The organism is Enterovirga sp. (assembly GCF_035325185.1).
GTDB lineage: Bacteria > Pseudomonadota > Alphaproteobacteria > Rhizobiales > Beijerinckiaceae > Enterovirga.
This window is the reverse complement of sequence record NZ_DAOLAJ010000074.1, coordinates 1-17,622: the sequence shown is the minus strand read 5'-3', so window position 1 is coordinate 17,622 and position 17,622 is coordinate 1. Positions and strand designations below refer to the sequence as shown.

The following is a 17,622-nucleotide window of genomic DNA, read 5'->3' as shown; positions in this document are numbered from 1 at the left end:
CGTGCTTCAGCTCGCCCGCGGCATAGCCCTCGGCGTGGATGTAGGAGATCTCCTTGAGCTTGAGCGCGCCTTCCAGGGCCAGGGGATAGGAGGTTCCGCGGCCGAGATAGAGCACGTCCTTGGCCTTTGCGACCTCCCGGGCGAGGCCCTCGACGGCGGGCTCGGCATGCAGGGCCTCGGTCATCAGCCCCGGCACGGCGATGAGCGCGTCGACGGCGCGCCGCTCCTCCTCCTCGGAGAGATGGCCCCGCGCCCGGCCGGCGGAGATGGCGAGCGAGAGCAGGACCGCGAGCTGGCAGGTGAACGCCTTGGTCGAGGCGACGCCGATTTCCGGCCCCGCCAGGGTCGGCGCGACGACGTCGCTGTCGCGCGCGATGGTCGAGGTCGGCACGTTCACCACGGAGAGGATGTGCTGCCCCCCCTCCTTCGCATAGCGCAGCGAGGCGAGCGTGTCGGCCGTCTCGCCCGACTGGGAGACGACGATGGCAAGCTCGCCCGGATCGAGCGGCGCCTCGCGGTAGCGGAACTCGGAGGCGACATCGATCTCGACCGGCAGCCGCGCCAGCCTCTCGAACCAGTATTTCGCGACGAGGCCCGCATAATAGGCCGTGCCGCAGGCCGTGATGGACAGCCGGCGCAACGCCTTGAAATCGAAAGGCAGGTCCGGCAGTGCCACCCGGCCCGAGGCGAAATCGATGTAATGGGCGATGGTCCGGCCGACGACCTCCGGCTGCTCGTAGATCTCCTTGGCCATGAAGTGGCGGTAATTGCCCTTCGAGGCGACGAAGGACCCGGGCGGGATCGTCTGGCGGAGACGCTCGACGGGATGGCCGTGCTTGTCGCGGATCACCGCGCCCTCGCGGCTCAGCACCACCCAGTCGCCGTCCTCGAGATAGGAGACCTGGTCGGTGAACGGGGCGAGGGCGAGGGCGTCCGAGCCCAGATACATCTCTCCCTCGCCCCAGCCGATGGCGAGCGGCGCGCCCTGGCGGGCGCCGACGAGCTGGTCCTCCTCGCCCTCGAACAGGAAGGCGAGCGCGAAGGCGCCGCGCAGCCTGGGCAGGGTCGCGGCCACGGCCTCCAGGGGCGACTTGCCCTGCCCGATCTCGTCCGTGACCAGCTGGGCGACGACCTCGGTATCCGTCTCGGTCCTGAAGACCACGCCCTTGGCCTGAAGCTCTTCTTTCAGCTCGCGGAAATTCTCGATGATGCCGTTATGGACGACGGCCAGCTTGTCGGTCGCGTGAGGATGGGCGTTGGTCTCGGTGGGGCGGCCGTGGGTGGCCCACCGGGTATGGCCGATGCCGATGGCGCCCGTGAGGGGCGCCTGGGACAGCTTCAGCTCCAGGTTGCGCAATTTGCCCTCGGCGCGCCGGCGCGTGAGGTGCCCGTGCTCGAGCGTCGCGATGCCCGCCGAGTCGTAGCCCCGGTATTCGAGGCGCCTCAGCGCATCGACGACCTGCATCGCAACCGGCTGCCGGCCGAGTATCCCGACAATGCCGCACATAAGCTGACCTCCGCCTTCGCAAATCGAAATTTCGGCGTTCCTAGCCCACGCCCCCCGGACAGGACCAATCACGGTAGATGTAAAATCATTACATGCGAGAAGCCTGCCAGGGGAACCTGCGTCAATTGGAGCCAGGCTCGCGCCGCCGATCTCGGGAGGGCATCTCAACTCGCCTTCGTCTTGCCGCGCGCCCATCCTTCCTTGACCGTCTGGCGCCCGCGCCCGACGGCGAGCGCCTCGGCCGGGACGTCGTCGGTGATGACCGAGCCCGAGCCGATATAGGCGCGGTCCCCGATCCGCAGGGGCGCGACCAGCGAGGAATTGGTGCCGACGAACACGTCCTCCCCCAGGACCGTCCTGTGCTTGCGCAGGCCGTCGTAATTGCAGGTGATCGTGCCCGCGCCGACATTGGTCCGCGCACCGATCTCGGCATCGCCGAGATAGGCGAGATGGTTCGCCTTCACCTCCTCGCCGAGAACCGAGTTCTTCACCTCGACGAAATTGCCGATATGCGCCCTGGCGCCGAGCCGCGTGCCCGGACGCAGCCGCGCGAAGGGCCCGACCACCGCGCCCTCGCCGATCTCGGCACCCTCCAGATGGGAGAAGGCGCGGATGACGGCGTTGTCGGCGACGCTCACGCCGGGCCCGAACACGACGTGCGGCTCGATCACGACATCGCGGCCGAGCCGCGTATCGGCGCAGAGACGGATGCTGCCGGGATCGACCAGCGTCACGCCCGCCGCCATCGCGGCGAGCCGCAGCCGCCCTTGCGCCAGCCGCTCGGCCTCCGCGAGCTGCGCCCGGTCGTTGACGCCGGCGACCTCCTCTTCCGGGGCCGTGACGACGACCGCCCTCTCGCCCGCCGCAACCGCCACCTCGACCGCGTCGGTCAGGTAATATTCGCCCTTGGCATTGGCATTGCCGATCCTCTCCAGAAGCGACAGCGCGACATCCCCCCGCAGCGCCATCAGGCCGGCATTGCAGAGCGTGACCCGAAGCTCCTCCCCGGAGGCGTCGCGCTGCTCGCGAATGGCGAGGAGCCGCCCGTCCTCGACGAGAAGCCGCCCGTAGCCGGCCGGATCGGCCGCCTCGAAGCCGAGCACCGCCACGGCGGCACCCTCCGCCAGCGGGCGGCGCAGCTTCGCGAAGGTATCGCGCGTCACGAGCGGGGTGTCGGCATAGGCGATGACGACGTCGTCGCAGCCTTCCAGGAGAGCCTGCCGGGCCTGGAGGACCGCATGGGCCGTACCGAGCCTCTCGCGCTGCTCGACCGTTCCCGCTCCGGGCGAGAAGGCCCGGGCCTCCCTTACCACGTCCTCGCGTCCGGGGCCGACGACGACCTCGATCCGGGAGGCTCCCGCGCCGCCGACGGCATCGAGGACATGGGCGAGCATCGAGCGGCCGGCGATCTCGTGGAGCACCTTCGGGAGGGCCGAGCGCATCCGCGTGCCCTCGCCTGCCGCGAGGATGATCGCAAGGCACGTCCTGTGTTCCGCACCGGGTCTCGAAGGCTCCGCTGGCATCGTCTCGTCTCGGCAGGCCGATCTCGGCTCCCCCGGCACCTAGCGCAGGATGGTTTCATCTGGCAAACGCCGAGCCTCGCCCTCGGCTTCGCACCGATGCCCGCCCCTATGGCTTAAGACGGGGTTGGAGAGCCCTCGCCCCCCCGCTATGAGACTGCTTCCAGGCGCCCCAAATCCGGGCGCCCGTGCCGACAAATGGCGTCTCGCCGCTCCGCGGGACGACCCGCCCAAATTCCGCCGCGGAATCGCCCGCTCTTTCGGAGGACTCATGAAACGCAGAGACTTCATCGCCGCCGGGGCCGCCGGCCTCGCCGCCACGCCGGCGCTCGCCCAGCAGGGTCCCCTCTCCGCGCCGGCGGCACCCGCGACCCCCGCAGCACCTGCCATGCCCGCGGCGCCTGCCATGCCCGCGGCGCCCGCCACGCCCGCGGCACCGGCAGTGGTCTCCGACTCCCCGGAGATCAGGTGGCGCCTGACCTCGGGCTTCCCGAAATCCCTCGACACGCTCTACGGCGCCGCCGAAATGTTCGCGAAATCCGTCTCCGAGGCGACGGACGGCCGCTTCCAGATCCAGACCTTCGCGGCCGGCGAGATCGTCGGCACGCCGCAGGCGCTCGACGCGGTCGCCAACAACACCGTCGAGATGGCGCATACGGCCTCCTATTACTATGTCGGCAAGGATCCGACCTACGGCATCCTGACGGCCGCCCCGTTCGGGCTGAATACCCGCATGCAGAATTCCTGGTTCTACCAGAACGGCGGCATCGACATCGCCAACGAGTTCTACGGCAAGGCCGGCCTCTACGCCCTTCCGGGCGGCAATACCGGCACGCAGATGGGCGGCTGGTTCCGCAAGGAGATCAAGACCGTCCAGGACCTGAGCGGCCTCAAGATGAGGATCGCGGGCATCGCCGGCAACGTGATGCAGAAGCTCGGCGTCGTGCCGCAGCAGATCCCCGGCGGCGACATCTATCCGGCGCTCGAGCGCGGCACGATCGACGCGGCGGAATGGGTCGGGCCCTATGACGACGAGAAGCTCGGCTTCTACAAGGTCGCGCCCTATTACTACTATCCCGGCTGGTGGGAAGGCGGGGCGATGATCAAGTTCTTCTTCAACAAGGAGAAGCTCGCCTCTCTGCCCAAGAGCTACCGGGCGGTGATCGAGGCGGCGGCGGCCTATGCCAATATCGACATGACCGCGAAATACGACGCCCGCAATCCGGGCGCGCTGCGGCGGCTCGTGGGCGGCGGCGCCCAGCTCAAGCCCTTCAGCCAGGAGATCATGGAAGCCTGCCTCAAGGCCGCCAACGAGTTCTACGAGGAGACCTCGGCCAAGAACGCGGAGTTCAAGAAGGTCTGGGACAATATGAAGGCGTTCCGCAACGAGGGCTATCTGTGGTTCCAGGTCGCCGAATACACCTATGACAACTTCATGATCCGCGCCCGCGCCCGCGGCCTGTAGCCGGCTTCGAGGGCGGCGCCCGTGAAGGCCGGTCCGATCGGGCCGGCCTTTTTCGTTCGGCGACCGGCCATTTCCGGACATGCCCGACCAACCGGGCCGGCATGTCCGAAAAGTCTCTTATCCGCGCAGCCCGCCCGTGCCAGAAGCCGGTCTCGGAGCGGACGGTCCCAACGTCCCGGGAGGGAGATTGCCGCCATGCGGTTGCACGCCTGCGAGGAGGCCGACATGGCGGCCGTCGGTCCGGGCGGCTCCCCACCCGCGCCATGATCACCCGCCGGCTCGTCTGGGCGCTCGGCGTCTCCCAGCTTACCCTGTGGGGCATCTCCTACTACATGATCGCGGTCTTCGGAGAGCCGATCGCGCGCGAGACGGGTTGGTCGAGGACGGCCGTCTACGGGGGCTTCTCCGCGGCCCTGGTCGCGATGGGTCTTCTCTCCTCGCGCATCGGGCGGATGATCGATGTCGATGGCGGGCGGCGGGTGATGACGCTCGGCTCGCTCCTCGCGGCGGCCGGCTGCCTGCTCATCGCCGCCTCGAGCCATCTCTCCGTCTATTACCTCGGCTGGCTCGTGCTCGGCGTCGCGATGCGGATGTCGCTCTACGACGCCGCCTTCGCCTCGCTCGCGCGCATCGGCGGCCCCGAGGCGCGCCGTCCCATCTCGCAGATCACACTCCTCGGTGGCCTCGCCTCGACCGTCTTGTGGCCGGTCGGGCAGATTCTGATCGAGCATTGCGGCTGGCGCTGGGCGCTCGTCGCCTATGCGGGCCTCGCCCTTGCCACCGTCCCCTTGCACCTCATGATTCCGCGCGGGCGCTACGCGCATGGCCGCGGGCGGCGGGGAAGCATCGCCGCTCCGCGGGCCGACACGCCGAGGCGGATCGTCCTTGCCGGCTTCCTCTATTCCGCCATGGTGACACTGACCTCGGCCCTCAACTCGGCGATGTCGGCGCATATGATCGCGATCCTGACCTCGCTCGGCCTCGCCGCCGGCGTCGCGGTCGGCATCGGCACCCTGCGCGGGATCGGGCAATCGGCCTCGCGCGGGGCCGAGATCCTGTTCGGGCGCCGGCTCGATCCGATCGCGCTCGGCCTCCTTGCGACCGCGATCGTCCCGGTCGGCTTCGTGATCGGGCTCTGGAGCGGGGTCTCGGCCTGGGCGGGCGTCGTCTTCGCCCTCCTCTACGGGGCGGGAAACGGCCTCGTGACGATCATCCGCGGCACGCAGCCGCTCGTGCTCTTCGACCCCGCCTCCTACGGGCAGGTGGTCGGACGCCTGATCGGGCCGAGCTTCCTCGTCTCAGCCCTCGCGCCCGCGCTCCTCGCCTTCCTCATCGAACGCCACGGCGCGGCCTCCGCGCTCTACATCTCCACTGCTGTCGCCGTGCTCGTCCTGGGGAGTTCGGTCTGGCTCTGGCTGGCCTTCAGGCGCTGATCGGGGTCAGTCGTGCAAGAGCATGTCCCGCAACCGCTCCTCGGTGAGACGGGGGGCTCCTTTCGCCTGAGATTGCACGTCGACGGCAGGAGGGGGTGGATGAAGGCCGGCTCCGTGATCCCTCTCCATGTGGATCGCGACGATGACCCAGCCCGCCAGGGTGATGGCCGCCAGCCGGATCGCAACGACGGGCAGGATGAAATCGAGCCCCTTGATGGGCGGTGTGGTTTTCATGCGGCCATGATCGCCTTCCCGCAGGCTGCCGCAATGCGGGATTCGTCATGGCTGCCTTCACGCCGGGCGAAGGCGGCCCGCTCCGGCCGCCTCCTGAGGAGGCTCAGAACAGCCGCTGGACCCAGCCGTGCGGATCGGGGGCCTTGGCGCGCTGGATATCGACCAGCCTCCGGCGCAGCGACTCCGCGACCGGCCCGGCCGCACCGCCCGAGATCTGGAACTCGCCCGAGCGCCGCTTGACCGTGCCGATCGGCGTGATCACCGCGGCGGTGCCGCAGGCGAAGCATTCCTTCAGCCGGCCCGAAGCGGCATCGGCGGCCCATTGGTCGATGGCGTAGTTCTCTTCCCGCACGTTCATGCCGGCATCGCGCGCCAGCGTGATCAGGGAATCTCGGGTGACGCCCGGCAGGATGCTGCCGCCGAGGGGCGGGGTGAGGAGCGAGCCGTCCTCGAAGACGAAGAAGACGTTCATGCCGCCGAGCTCGTCCACCCAGCGCTTCTCGACCGCATCCAGGAACACGACCTGGTCGCAGCCGCGCTCGATCGCCTCCTGCTGCGCGCGCAGGCTCGCGGCGTAGTTGCCGCCGAACTTGGCCGCCCCGGTGCCGCCCGGCGCCGCCCGGACATATTCCTCAGAGACCCAGATCGAGACCGCGCTAGCCCCGCCCTTGAAATAGGCGCCGACCGGCGAGGCGATTACGAGGAAGAGATATTCGGAAGACGGCTTGACGCCGAGGAATACCTCGCTCGCGAACATGAAGGGGCGCATATAGAGGCTGCCGTCCGGCGAATTGGGAATCCAGGCCCGGTCGATCGTCGCGACCTGGCGCACCGCCTCGATGAACAGCGCCTCGGGGAGCGGCGCCATCGCCAGCCGCTCGGCCGATTGCCGGAACCGCCGCGCATTGGCGTCCGGCCGGAACAGCACCGCGCCCCCGTCCGCCGCGCGATAGGCCTTGAGGCCCTCGAAGATCTCCTGCGCGTAATGAAGCACCGCGGCGGCGGGGTCGAGCGAGAGGGGGCCGCGCGCCGTGACGCGCGCATCGTGCCAGCCCCTGTCCTGGCTGTAGCGGATCACGGCCATGTGGTCTGTGAAGACTTTGCCGAAGCCGGGATTCTCGAGCAGCGCGGCGCGCTTTTCGGGGGGCACCCGGCCCGGATGTGTCTCGACGGTGAATTCCTGGCTCGGCTGGTCCATGCGCGCCTCCTTTTGGCGGCGTCCGATACGTCGCGGCTCGATTGCGTTGCGACCTTCTACCCGCGCCGGAGCGAAATTCCAGAGGCCACAGCCCTCCCCCTCCTGCGCTATCGCATTTGGCGGTTTCGCCGCACCAACCCTCCCCCCGCTTGCGGCGGGGAGGGTTGACGCGGCGGAAGCCACCAGATGCGATAGCCCTTCCTATCCCTCCCGGAGGTCTGCGCGCTGGAGCCGAGGCGGCGGATGGAGAGCGTGCGCTCGGCCGCCTCCTTCTTGCCGGCCACCAGCAGCACCGGCACCTTGGCCAGCGAATGCTCGCGGACCTTGAGGTTGATCTTCTCGTTGCGCAGATCCGTCTCGACGCGCAGGCCCGCCTTGCGGGCCGCGGCCGCGACTTCGAGCGCATACTCGTCCGCATCCGAGGTGATGGTCGCGACGACGGCCTGGAGCGGCGCCAGCCAGAGCGGGAAATGGCCGGCGAAATGCTCGATCAGGATGCCGATGAAGCGCTCCATCGAGCCGCAGATGGCGCGGTGGACCATGACCGGCGGCTTCTTCGCGCCGTCCCGGTCGACGAAGGTCGCCCCGAAGCGCTCGGGCAGGTTGAAATCGACCTGCGTCGTGCCGCATTGCCAGTCGCGGCCGATGGCGTCGCGCAGGACATATTCGAATTTCGGCCCGTAGAAGGCGCCCTCGCCCGGATTGATCTCCGTGCGCACCCGCCCGCAGGAATTCTGGCGGATGGTCGAGAGCACCTCCTCCATCACCGATTCGGCATGGTCCCACAGCACGTCGGAGCCGACGCGCTTCTCGGGACGGGTCGAGAGCTTCACGACGATCTCGCCGAAGCCGAAATGGCCGTAGGTCGAGAGGATCAGGTCGTTGATCTTCAGGCATTCCTCGGCGAGCTGGTCCTCGGTGCAGAAGATATGCGCATCGTCCTGCGTGAAGCCGCGCACGCGCATCAGCCCGTGCATCGCGCCCGAGGGCTCGTAGCGGTGCACCGCCCCGAACTCGGCCAGCCGCAGGGGAAGGTCGCGATAGCTCTTCAGGCTGTGCATGAAGATCTGCACGTGGCCGGGACAGTTCATGGGCTTGAGCGCGAAGACGCGCTTGTCCTCGGCCAGTTCGCCGGCCGACTGCGCCCCGAACATGTTCTCCTTGTACCAGCCCCAATGGCCCGAGGTCTCCCAGAGCGAGGTGGAGAGGAGCTGCGGCGCGTTCACCTCCTCGTAGCCCAGCGCGCCGAGGCGGCGGCGCATATAGGCGATGAGCGTCTGGAACAGGGTCCAGCCCTTCGGATGCCAGAACACGACGCCCGGCCCCTCCTCCTGGAAGTGGAAGAGGTCCATTTCCCGCCCGAGCTTGCGATGGTCGCGCCGCTCTGCCTCCTCCAGCCGGTGGAGATAGTCGGCGAGATCCTTCTCGCTCGTCCAGGCGGTGCCGTAGATGCGCTGGAGCATCGGGTTGTTGGAATCCCCGCGCCAATAGGCGCCGGCGAGCTTCATGAGCTTGAAGCCCTGGCCGATCTGGCCGGTCGAGGCGCCGTGCGGCCCGCGGCAGAGGTCGAGCCAATCGCCCTGCCGGTAGATCTTGAGCGGCTGGCCCTCCGGGATCGCGTCGATCAGCTCGACCTTGTAGCGCTCGCCCGCTTGCGCGAAATGGGCCTTCGCCCTCTCGCGGTCCCAGGTCTCGACCGTGAAGGGCGCGTTGCGCGCGATGATCTCGCGCATCCTCTTCTCGATGCGTTCGAGATCCTCGGGGCGGAAGGGCTCCTCGCGGGCGAAGTCGTAATAAAAGCCGTTCTCGATCACGGGCCCGATCGTGACCTGCGTGCCGGGATAGAGGTCCTGCACCGCCTCGGCCATGACATGCGCCGCGTCGTGGCGGATCAGCTCGAGCGCGTCGGGCGCGTCGCGCGTGACGATCTCGATCCGCGCCCCGTCCGCCACCGGCTCGGAGAGGTCGGCGAGGCGGCCGTCGATCCTCGCGGCCATGGCCTTCTTGAGCAGCGACTTCGAGATCGCGCCCGCGATATCGGCGCCCGTCGCGCCGTCTGGGAACTCGCGGCGAGCGCCATCGGGAAATGTGACGTGAATCATGTGAACAGGTCGGATCAAGCGCGGAAGCCGCGTTCTCTCGCGCAAACCGGACGCCAGGACAAGCAGGCCCCTTGCGCCGCCGGGTTGACGGGCGCGCCGCTCTCCGCCCTGATGCACGCGGTCGCCAAGCGCGGCCGGAAGGAAACGACCCCGGTGCATTCCCCCCTCGGCCGCATTCGCCAGATGCACCGTCGCCTTCTGATCAAGCCGCGCTCGAAGGTCGATCTCGCCGCCTTCGATCCCTCCGACACCCGCCATCTGGGAGGCAAGCAGGAGGCGCAGGCCCAGCTCCTGCGCGACGCCGAGGCCATCGACCTTCTCCAGGACCGGCTTTATGCCGAGGGCAAGCGCGCCCTCCTCGTCATCCTCCAGGGCATGGATACGAGCGGCAAGGACGGCGCCGTCCGCGCCGTCTTCGGCCGGACGGGACCGCTCGGCATCTCGGTGACCTCCTTCAAGGCGCCCAGCGCCGAGGAACTCGCCCACGACTTCCTCTGGCGCGCCCACCGGGCCTGCCCGCAGCGGGGCACGATCGGCATCTTCAACCGCTCCCAATACGAGGACGTGCTGATCGGCCGGGTCAGGATGCTGGCGCCGCCCGACATCATCGAGCACCGCTACAACCAGATCAACGCCTTCGAGGACATGATCTCCTCCTCGACGCGGATCGTGAAATTCATGCTCCACATCTCCAAGGACGTGCAGCGCGACCGTCTCCAGGAGCGGCTCGACCTCTCGCACAAGCACTGGAAGTTCGACCCGTCGGACATCGAGGAGCGCAAGCTCTGGGACGACTACATGAACGCCTACGAGACGATGCTGAGCCGCTGCTCGACCAAGATCGCTCCCTGGTACATCATCCCGTCCAACAAGAAATGGGCGCGCAACGCCACAATCGCGGCCATCGTGCGTGCGACGCTGGAGGACATGGACCCGCAATATCCGAAGCCGGAATGGGACCCCGCCTCCTTCACGATTCGCTAGAGAAGACCGCAGGATGAAGATCACGAAGGTCGAGGCGCTCTACGAGGGCTGGGGGCAATATCTCCTCGCCGTCGTGACGAAGCCGGACGGGAGGCAGATCCGGCGCGAGGTCGAGAGCCACGGCGATGCGGCGGCGGTGCTCGCCTACGATCCGCGACGGCGGACCGCCCTCCTGGCGCGCCAACTCCGCGTGCCGATGCTGCTCGCGGCCGGGATCACCGAGACGCTGGAGGTCGCGGCAGGACTGATCGACGGCGACGAGGAGCCGGAAGCCTGCATCCGCCGGGAGGCCGCCGAGGAGTTGGGCCTGACCCTGCGGGACCTCGAGCCGGTCGTGACTATGATGACCATGCCGGGCCTCTCGACCGAGCGGATCCACCTGTTCCTCGCGGCCTACGGCGCCGAGGACCGCACCGGCGAGGGGGGCGGGCTCGCGTCCGAGGAGGAGGATGTGACGATCGCGGAGATGTCGCTGGCCGAGTTGGCCGCCCTCGCCGATCGCGGCGAGCTGGCCGATGCCAAGACCCTGGTCCTGCTGCAAACCCTGCGCCTCAGGCGTCCCGGCCTGTTCGGCCCTGCGGCGGAAGGTGCCTCCGAATGGCCCCATTTGTCGCAGAACAACGCCATCAAATAGACGATGTGGGGCTCGATGGACATTCGAATCTGGCTGGCCGGGGTGGCCGCCGTGACGCTCGCCGGCACCGTGCCGGCCGCCGCCCAGGAGTCGCGCTCGCTCTTCGCGGAGGCGCCCGCTCCCGCCGCCGTCGCGCCGGTGACGATGGGGCTGGACCTGTCTCCCTCCTCGATGCCGATCGCGGCGCCCGGTTCCTTCCAGCCGCTCAGGCCGGCCACGCCCGCCGAGGCCCAGCCGGCGAAGCCCGGCCCCTCCACGGCGAAGACCGGCCAGACTCCTTCCGAGTCGGCCTCGCCGCGTTTCGCCGCCTATATGGACATCCTGCCGCCGCGCCGGCCCGCCGGCCTCTCCGCCCTCGTCCTGCCGCCGCAGGCCGCACCCAGCCCGCTCGCTTCCGCGCCGACGGCCCCGGAGGAGCAGCCGGCGCCTGAAAGCAACCCGTTCCAGGGGCTTTTCGGCGTCCGGGAAGTCCCGCGGGGGGATTCCTCGATCTCCTCGGGCAGCCGGGCGCGGATCAACGCCCTCGTCGCCTATCACGCCCGGCTCAACAACGTGCCCGAGGCGCTCGTCCACCGGATCATCGTGCGGGAGAGCAGGTACAATCCGCGGGCCGTCGGCCGCGGAGGCGCGCTCGGCCTCATGCAGATCAAGACCGCAACCGCGCGCGGGGTCGGCTATCCGGGCGGGCCGGGCGGCCTCCTCGACGCCGAGACCAACCTGACCTACGGCATCAAGTACCTCGCCGGCGCCTGGCGCGTCTCGGGCGGCAATTACGACCGGGCCGTCTCGCATTACGCCCGCGGCTATTATTACGAAGCCAAGCGCATGGGCCTCGCCAGCGCGATCCGGGGCCGGCGCGGCCACCGCGCGGCGGAGCCGGACACGACCGCCGCCGCCCCGCAAACGCCGTCCTTCCTCTCGCTCTTCACGCAGCAGGCCTCGGCCCGGTGACCGGCGCCCGGCCGGACGGGATACCGCCCGGCCGAAGACCATGCCATGAAGGATGCCCGCGTCCGAGGCATCCATGTCCGAGCTTCTTTCTCTCGATCTGGCGGCACTCGCCGCCGGCTACCGCGCCAGGCGCTTCTCGCCCGTCGAGGTGATGGCCGCGGTGCTCGCGGCGGCCGAGCGCGCCAATCCCATCGTCAATGCCTTCACGCTGATCGATCAGGAGGCGGCTCTCGCCGCCGCCCGCGCTTCCGAGGCGCGTTGGGCGGCGGGCAAGCCCGCGAGCGGGCTCGACGGAGCCCCTTTCACCGTCAAGGACAATATCCTTTGGACCGGTCGACCCGCCCGGCGCGGCTCGCGCACGTCCCCCGACGCTCCGGCCGCCGAGAACGCCCCCTCCGTCGATCGCCTGATCGAGGCGGGAGCGGTTCCCTTCGCCAAGACGACGCTGCCGGAATTCGGCTGGAAGGGCCTCGGCGACAGCCCGCTGACGGGCTTCACGCGAAACCCCTGGGATACCCGCATGACGACGGGCGGCTCCTCGGCCGGAGCCGCCGCCGCCGCCGCGCTCGGCATCGGCCCGCTGCATATCGGCACCGACGGGGCGGGATCGATCCGCATTCCCTGCTCCTTCTGCGGCATCTTCGGCATCAAGCCTTCCTTCAGCCGCGTTCCCGCCTATCCGCCCTCCCCCTTCGGGATCGTCTCGCATCTGGGCCCGATGACGCATGGCGTCGCCGATGCGGCCGCGATGCTCGGCATCGTCGCGCGGCCCGATCCCCGCGACATCGACGCGCTCTGGATTCCGGCCCCCGACTACATGGCCGGCCTCGAGGACGGCATCCGCGGCCTGCGCGTCGCCTGGAGCCCGCGCCTCGGCTACGTCACCGACCTGCATCCCGAGGTCGAGGCGCTGACGACCGAGGCGGCCCGGGTCTTCTCCAGCCTCGGCGCCGACCTCGCCGAGGACGATCCCCACATCTCCGATCCGGTCGAGATCCTGCGCGTCCTGTGGCGCACGGGAGCCGCGCTGGTGCTCGACGGCATTGCCGAAGAGCATTGGGGCGAGCTGGACCCGGGCTTTCTCGACGAGGCGCAGGCGGGGCGGACGCTCTCGGGCGCCGATTTCGTGCGCGCCGCGAATGCGCGCGCCGCGAACGCGCTCGCCATGGCCGGCTTCCACGAGAGCTACGATCTCCTCCTCACGCCCGCCGTCGCCGTCCCGGCCTTCGAGGCCGGGCACAACACACCGCCGGACGGCAGCTACGGCCAGGACTGGCTGAACTGGACGCCCTACAGCTATCCCTTCAACCTGACCCTCCAGCCGGCGGCGACCGTTCCCTGCGGGCTCACGGCGGGCGGCCTGCCGGTCGGTCTCCAGATCGTCGGGCCGATGGGACGCGACGATCTCGTCCTCAAGGCCGCGCGGGCCTTCGAGAAAGCCCGCCCCTGGCCGCGCCTCGGGGCGCCGCGCGTGACGCACCAGGACGGCTGAGAGACCTCCGCCTCACAGCCGCGTGAGCAGCCGCTCCATCAGCGCGAGGCGCGGCAGGAGGCAGGAGACGAGAGCATGCTCGTGCAGCGTATGCGCGCCGTCCCCCTCGACCCCGAGTCCGTCCAGGGTCGGCGTGCCGAGAGCGGCGGTGAAATTGCCGTCCGAGCCGCCGCCCGTCCGGGGCGCCTCGCCGAGATCGAGGCCGAGTTCGGCGGCGAGCGACCGCGCCTTCCCGAAAAGTGCGGCGATGGCCTCGCTCCGCTCGTAGGGCGGCCGGTTCATGCCGCCCGTGACGCGGACGGCGACATCCCTATCGACGGGTCGGAGCCCGAGGATGCGGGCCACGTAGTCCTCCCCGTCTTCCGAGGTGACCACCCGCAGATCGACCGAGAAGCGGCAATGTTGGGGCACGACATTGGCGGCTGTGCCGCCCGAGATCATGCCGACGCTCGTCGTGACGCCGCGCGCGTAATCGGTCATGCCCTCGATGGCGAGGATCTGATGGGCCGCCTCGCGGATGGCGCTGCGTCCGTCCTCGTGGCGCGTCCCCGAATGCGAGGCCCGCCCCTCGATCTCGACATCGAACCGGCCGACCCCCTTGCGGGCCGTGACGCAGCGCCCGCCCTCGCGGGCCGGCTCCGTCACGAGCACCGCCCCGGCCCGCCGGCCATGGGCCTCGATCAGGTCGCGGCTCGTGGGCGAGCCGATCTCCTCGTCCGGCGTGAAGAGGAAGGCCAGAGGCCGCGTCCCCGCTCCGCTCCGCGCCGCATCGAGGAAAGCCCGGAACGCCAGATAGGCGCCCCCCTTCATGTCGTAGATGCCCGGACCGTAGAGGCGATCCCCCTCGCGCCGCAGCACGAGATCGCGCTCGATCGTGCCGGCCGGATGGACCGTATCGAGATGGGACAGGACCAGAACCGCCCCATCCTCGCGCGCCGGCCCCGCCCGCAGCACGAGATTGTCCCCGAGCCCGTCGCGCCCCGCGATGCGCTCGGTCGCGACGCCCGCCCCCTCGGCCTCCCGCGCAACGAGATCCATCATCGCGTTGACGCGCGCCGCGTCGTGGGTCGGCGATTCCACCTCCACCCAGGCCGACAATCCGGCGACGAGTTCCTCTTCGGTCATGGGCTGGCCCCGGAGCTGGCTGGTTCGGATCGTGCTCTAGAACGGAATGTCGTCGTCCAGATCCTTGGAATAGCCGCCGCGCCCGCCCCCGCCGCTCCCGCCTCCGCTGCCGGCCGGAGCCGGCCTGCGCTCCATGGGGCCGGAGCGGCCGAAATCGCCGCCGCCCCTGACCTGGCCGCCGCCCTCCATGTCGTCGCCGTAATCCCCCGCTCCCCGCTCGCCCCGTCCGTCGAGCAGGGTCAGGTCGCCGCGAAAGCGGCTGAGGACGATCTCAGTGGAATAGCGGTCCTGGCCCGACTGGTCCTGCCATTTGCGGGTCTGCAGCTGGCCCTCGACATAGACCTTCGAGCCCTTGCGCAGATATTGCTCGGCGATCCGGCACAGGTTCTCGTTGAAGATGACGACGGAATGCCATTCCGTCCTCTCCTTGCGCTCGCCGGTGCCGCGATCCTTCCAGGTCTCCGAGGTGGCGATGCGCAGGTTGACCACGGGATCCCCCGAGCCGAGCCGCCTCGTCTCGGGATCGCGGCCGAGATTGCCGACCAGGATGACCTTGTTGACGCTTCCGGCCATGTGAAACTCCACTCGGGCACTCTTCGCCCGCACCATCCTGCCATCGGGCCGCGGGGGCAAGCCCGGCCGGGCTGGCGTCCACCGCGTTAGTTTGTTCTATATTTGTTCCGACAACACCACAAGAGGCCCGCCAAGCCAAGCCCGTGGCCGGATCAGCTGCGGATGCGGTCGCGCAGCTCGGCGAGGGGGGCCCGCTCGCGCGGCAGGGATTCGGGCACGGTGGTCCATGTTCCGATCCCGAGCACGTCACCCTTCTGCCGCTCCGTATTCGCGGCCGACAGGAGGGTGGGATCGAGGCAGCGGCGGTTCGCGCCGAGGGTGAGGCAGATCGCGGCGACCGGCGTCGGGGAGGAGCCGACGGGCGCCATCTCCGCGGACCAGCGGCCATGGACGATCTGGAGCAGTTCGCCGCGCAGCAGGGAGGCTTTCCCGCCGGGATCGAAATAAAGAACCTCGTAGCTGTCGCTCGCAGCCGGCCGCAGGAACGAATAGCCGGAGGCGAGCGCCCGCGCCTCCTCCACCGTCATGCCCGAGGGCGCGGCCTGCGCCGCCGGCGGAGCAGAAGGCTCGGGTCCCACGGCGCCCCCGGCCGGGGGGGAGCCGGAAGGAGAACAGGAGGCCGCGCACAAGGCGACCAGACAGACCGCAACGACTTTCATCCGCATCGGAATTCCTCGGCCGCAGCGGCCAGATCGGCCGACCCGCCCTTGTCGCCTCACGCGAGCGGTCGCCGCCTTTTGCATCCCATGGTAAAGCCGGCCCCGGACCGAGGTTCCGGGGCCGCCCGCTTCAGACGAGCATCGACATCGGATTCTCGATGAGCCGCTTGAAGGCGGACAGCACCTCGGCCCCGAGCGCGCCGTCGACGACGCGGTGGTCGAGCGACAGCGTGACCGTCATGGCCTGGACGACGGCGGGGGCGTCGTTCTTCACCACCACCCGCTTCTCGCCCGCGCCGACCGCGAGGATCGTCGCATGGGGCGGGTTGATGACGGCCTGGAAGTTCGAGATGCCGTACATGCCGAGATTGGAGACGGCGGTCGCGCCGCCCTGATATTCCTCGGGCTTGAGCCGGCGCTTGCGGGCCCGGCCGGCGAGGTCCTTCATCTCGCCGGAAATGGCCGAGAGCGTCTTCTGCTCGGCCCGGCGGATCACCGGAGTGAAGAGCCCACCCTCGATCGCCACCGCGACCCCGACATCGGAATGGCGGAACTTGAGGACGCGGTCCTCGGCCCAGACGGCATTCGCATCCGGGACCTCCTGGAGCGCCAGAGCCAGCGCCTTGATGACGAAATCGTTTACCGAGAGCTTGAAGAGCGGCTTGCCGTCCTTGTCCTGCGGGGCGCTCGCATTGAGCTGGGTCCGCAGCTTCAGCAGCGCATCCAGCTCGACATCCAGCGACAGATAGAAATGCGGAACGGTCTGCTTGGATTCGGTGAGGCGCTTGGCGACGGTCTTGCGCATCCCGTCGAGCGGCACCTCCTCATAGCTGCCCTCCTCGTACATCGCCTTGACCTGGGCGAGGCTCGGGCCCTGCGCCAGCGCGGCGCCCGCAGCCGCAGAAGGCGGCGCCTTGGCCGCGGCGGGAGCGGGGGCCGCCGTCGCGGCCGGCTTGGCGGCACCGCCCTCCACCGCCGCCTTCACGTCAGCCTGCACGATGCGGCCCTTGGGGCCCGAGCCGGCGATCGAGGCGAGATCGACGCCGCTCTCCTTGGCGATGCGCCGCGCGAGAGGCGAGGCGAAGACGCGGTCGCCGGCATGCGCCGCCGGTGCGCCGACGCCGTTGGGCTTGGGAGCAGGAGCCGCGGGAGCAGATGCGGGGGCCGGAGCCTCGGCCTTCGGCACGGGAGCGGCGGACGCGCCCGAGGCCGCGACGCTCTTGGGGTCTTCACCCTCCCCCGCGATGATGCCGATGACTTGGTTCACCGGCACGTCGGCGGTTCCCTCCGGCACCGTGATCTTGGCGAGCACTCCCTCGTCGACCGCCTCGACCTCCATCGTCGCCTTGTTGGTCTCGATCTCCTTCTTCAGCCACTTGGCGAGGTTCCCTTTCTCCATCGTGGGCGAGAGGGCGGGCATGAGAATGTTCGTGGGCATCGGCGCGGTCTCTGATCAGGCCTCTTGTGAAGGCGGCGTATCGAAGGGGAAAAGGTCGTTGGGCGGCACGGCATCGAGGTCGGTACAGGCGACGCGATGTCGTGCGGGGTCGCCCATGTCAGGCTCCCCGCGCAGGCAGCCAGCCGGCCTCGCGCCGACAGGCCGCACGGGCGGAGAAGAGGCGCCTCACGGAAGCCCCTACCGGTAGCAGACGGCCTTCGCCGCCGCGACGACCTCGCCGACATTTGGCAAGGCGAGCTTCTCGAGATTGGCCGCATAGGGCATCGGCACGTCCTTGCCGGTGATG

15 protein-coding genes are annotated in these 17,622 nt (G+C 69.5%); 6 read left to right on the top strand and 9 right to left on the bottom strand.

Going from position 1 to position 17,622, the window contains the following annotated elements; all coding sequences use genetic code 11:
- The coding region (gene glmS / locus PKD06_RS13935) for a glutamine--fructose-6-phosphate transaminase (isomerizing) (protein WP_324381047.1) at positions 1-1,507 on the bottom strand (1,507 nt) is incomplete at its 3' end.
- Between the two features lie 164 nt (positions 1,508-1,671).
- Complete coding sequence (gene glmU / locus PKD06_RS13930; protein ID WP_324381046.1) at positions 1,672-3,030, bottom strand: bifunctional UDP-N-acetylglucosamine diphosphorylase/glucosamine-1-phosphate N-acetyltransferase GlmU; 1,359 nt, start codon at positions 3,028-3,030, stop codon at positions 1,672-1,674.
- A 403-nt stretch (positions 3,031-3,433) separates the two neighbouring features.
- Between glmU and PKD06_RS13925 the strand changes: the two genes are divergently transcribed.
- Both PKD06_RS13925 and PKD06_RS13920 read left to right on the top strand, forming a co-directional pair.
- Positions 3,434-4,492 (top strand): TRAP transporter substrate-binding protein, encoded by a 1,059-nt coding sequence (locus tag PKD06_RS13925; RefSeq protein ID WP_324381049.1) that lies wholly within the window; start codon positions 3,434-3,436, stop codon positions 4,490-4,492.
- Between the two features lie 263 nt (positions 4,493-4,755).
- Positions 4,756-5,925: an MFS transporter gene (locus PKD06_RS13920; RefSeq protein ID WP_324381044.1), complete on the top strand. Its 1,170-nt coding sequence runs from the start codon at positions 4,756-4,758 to the stop codon at positions 5,923-5,925.
- 6 nt (positions 5,926-5,931) lie between these two features.
- Here PKD06_RS13920 and PKD06_RS13915 read toward each other — a convergent pair whose 3' ends face one another.
- From PKD06_RS13915 to thrS, 3 genes are all read right to left on the bottom strand, one after another.
- Positions 5,932-6,159, bottom strand: coding sequence for a hypothetical protein (locus PKD06_RS13915; RefSeq protein ID WP_324381041.1), 228 nt, complete (start codon positions 6,157-6,159; stop codon positions 5,932-5,934).
- A 103-nt stretch (positions 6,160-6,262) separates the two neighbouring features.
- Positions 6,263-7,357 (bottom strand): branched-chain amino acid aminotransferase, encoded by a 1,095-nt coding sequence (locus PKD06_RS13910; protein ID WP_324381040.1) that lies wholly within the window; start codon positions 7,355-7,357, stop codon positions 6,263-6,265.
- 107 nt (positions 7,358-7,464) lie between these two features.
- Complete coding sequence (gene thrS / locus PKD06_RS13905; protein WP_324381038.1) at positions 7,465-9,459, bottom strand: threonine--tRNA ligase; 1,995 nt, start codon at positions 9,457-9,459, stop codon at positions 7,465-7,467.
- A 153-nt stretch (positions 9,460-9,612) separates the two neighbouring features.
- Between thrS and PKD06_RS13900 the strand changes: the two genes are divergently transcribed.
- From PKD06_RS13900 to PKD06_RS13885, 4 genes are all read left to right on the top strand, one after another.
- Complete coding sequence (locus PKD06_RS13900) at positions 9,613-10,443, top strand: PPK2 family polyphosphate kinase (RefSeq protein WP_324381036.1); 831 nt, start codon at positions 9,613-9,615, stop codon at positions 10,441-10,443.
- Between the two features lie 13 nt (positions 10,444-10,456).
- Complete coding sequence (locus PKD06_RS13895; RefSeq protein ID WP_324381034.1) at positions 10,457-11,077, top strand: NUDIX hydrolase; 621 nt, start codon at positions 10,457-10,459, stop codon at positions 11,075-11,077.
- Positions 11,078-11,092: 15 nt separating this feature from the next.
- Positions 11,093-12,028 carry a transglycosylase SLT domain-containing protein gene (locus PKD06_RS13890; protein ID WP_324381032.1) on the top strand — a complete coding sequence of 312 codons (936 nt, stop codon included), beginning with the start codon at positions 11,093-11,095 and terminating at the stop codon, positions 12,026-12,028.
- Positions 12,029-12,101: 73 nt separating this feature from the next.
- Positions 12,102-13,520 (top strand): amidase, encoded by a 1,419-nt coding sequence (locus tag PKD06_RS13885; RefSeq protein ID WP_324381030.1) that lies wholly within the window; start codon positions 12,102-12,104, stop codon positions 13,518-13,520.
- A 12-nt stretch (positions 13,521-13,532) separates the two neighbouring features.
- Here the strand turns inward: PKD06_RS13885 and PKD06_RS13880 are convergent, their stop codons facing one another.
- From PKD06_RS13880 to PKD06_RS13865, 4 genes are all read right to left on the bottom strand, one after another.
- Entirely contained in the window at positions 13,533-14,645 is a 1,113-nt protein-coding gene (locus PKD06_RS13880) for a M20 family metallopeptidase (protein WP_324381028.1), read from the bottom strand.
- A 36-nt stretch (positions 14,646-14,681) separates the two neighbouring features.
- A complete protein-coding gene (ssb, locus tag PKD06_RS13875; RefSeq protein WP_324381026.1) occupies positions 14,682-15,218 on the bottom strand; it encodes a single-stranded DNA-binding protein in 537 nt (178 codons plus the stop codon).
- Positions 15,219-15,370: 152 nt separating this feature from the next.
- Positions 15,371-15,877: a hypothetical protein gene (locus PKD06_RS13870; protein WP_324381024.1), complete on the bottom strand. Its 507-nt coding sequence runs from the start codon at positions 15,875-15,877 to the stop codon at positions 15,371-15,373.
- Between the two features lie 130 nt (positions 15,878-16,007).
- Complete coding sequence (locus tag PKD06_RS13865) at positions 16,008-17,315, bottom strand: pyruvate dehydrogenase complex dihydrolipoamide acetyltransferase (protein WP_324381022.1); 1,308 nt, start codon at positions 17,313-17,315, stop codon at positions 16,008-16,010.
- Between the last annotated feature and the right edge of the window lie 307 nt (positions 17,316-17,622).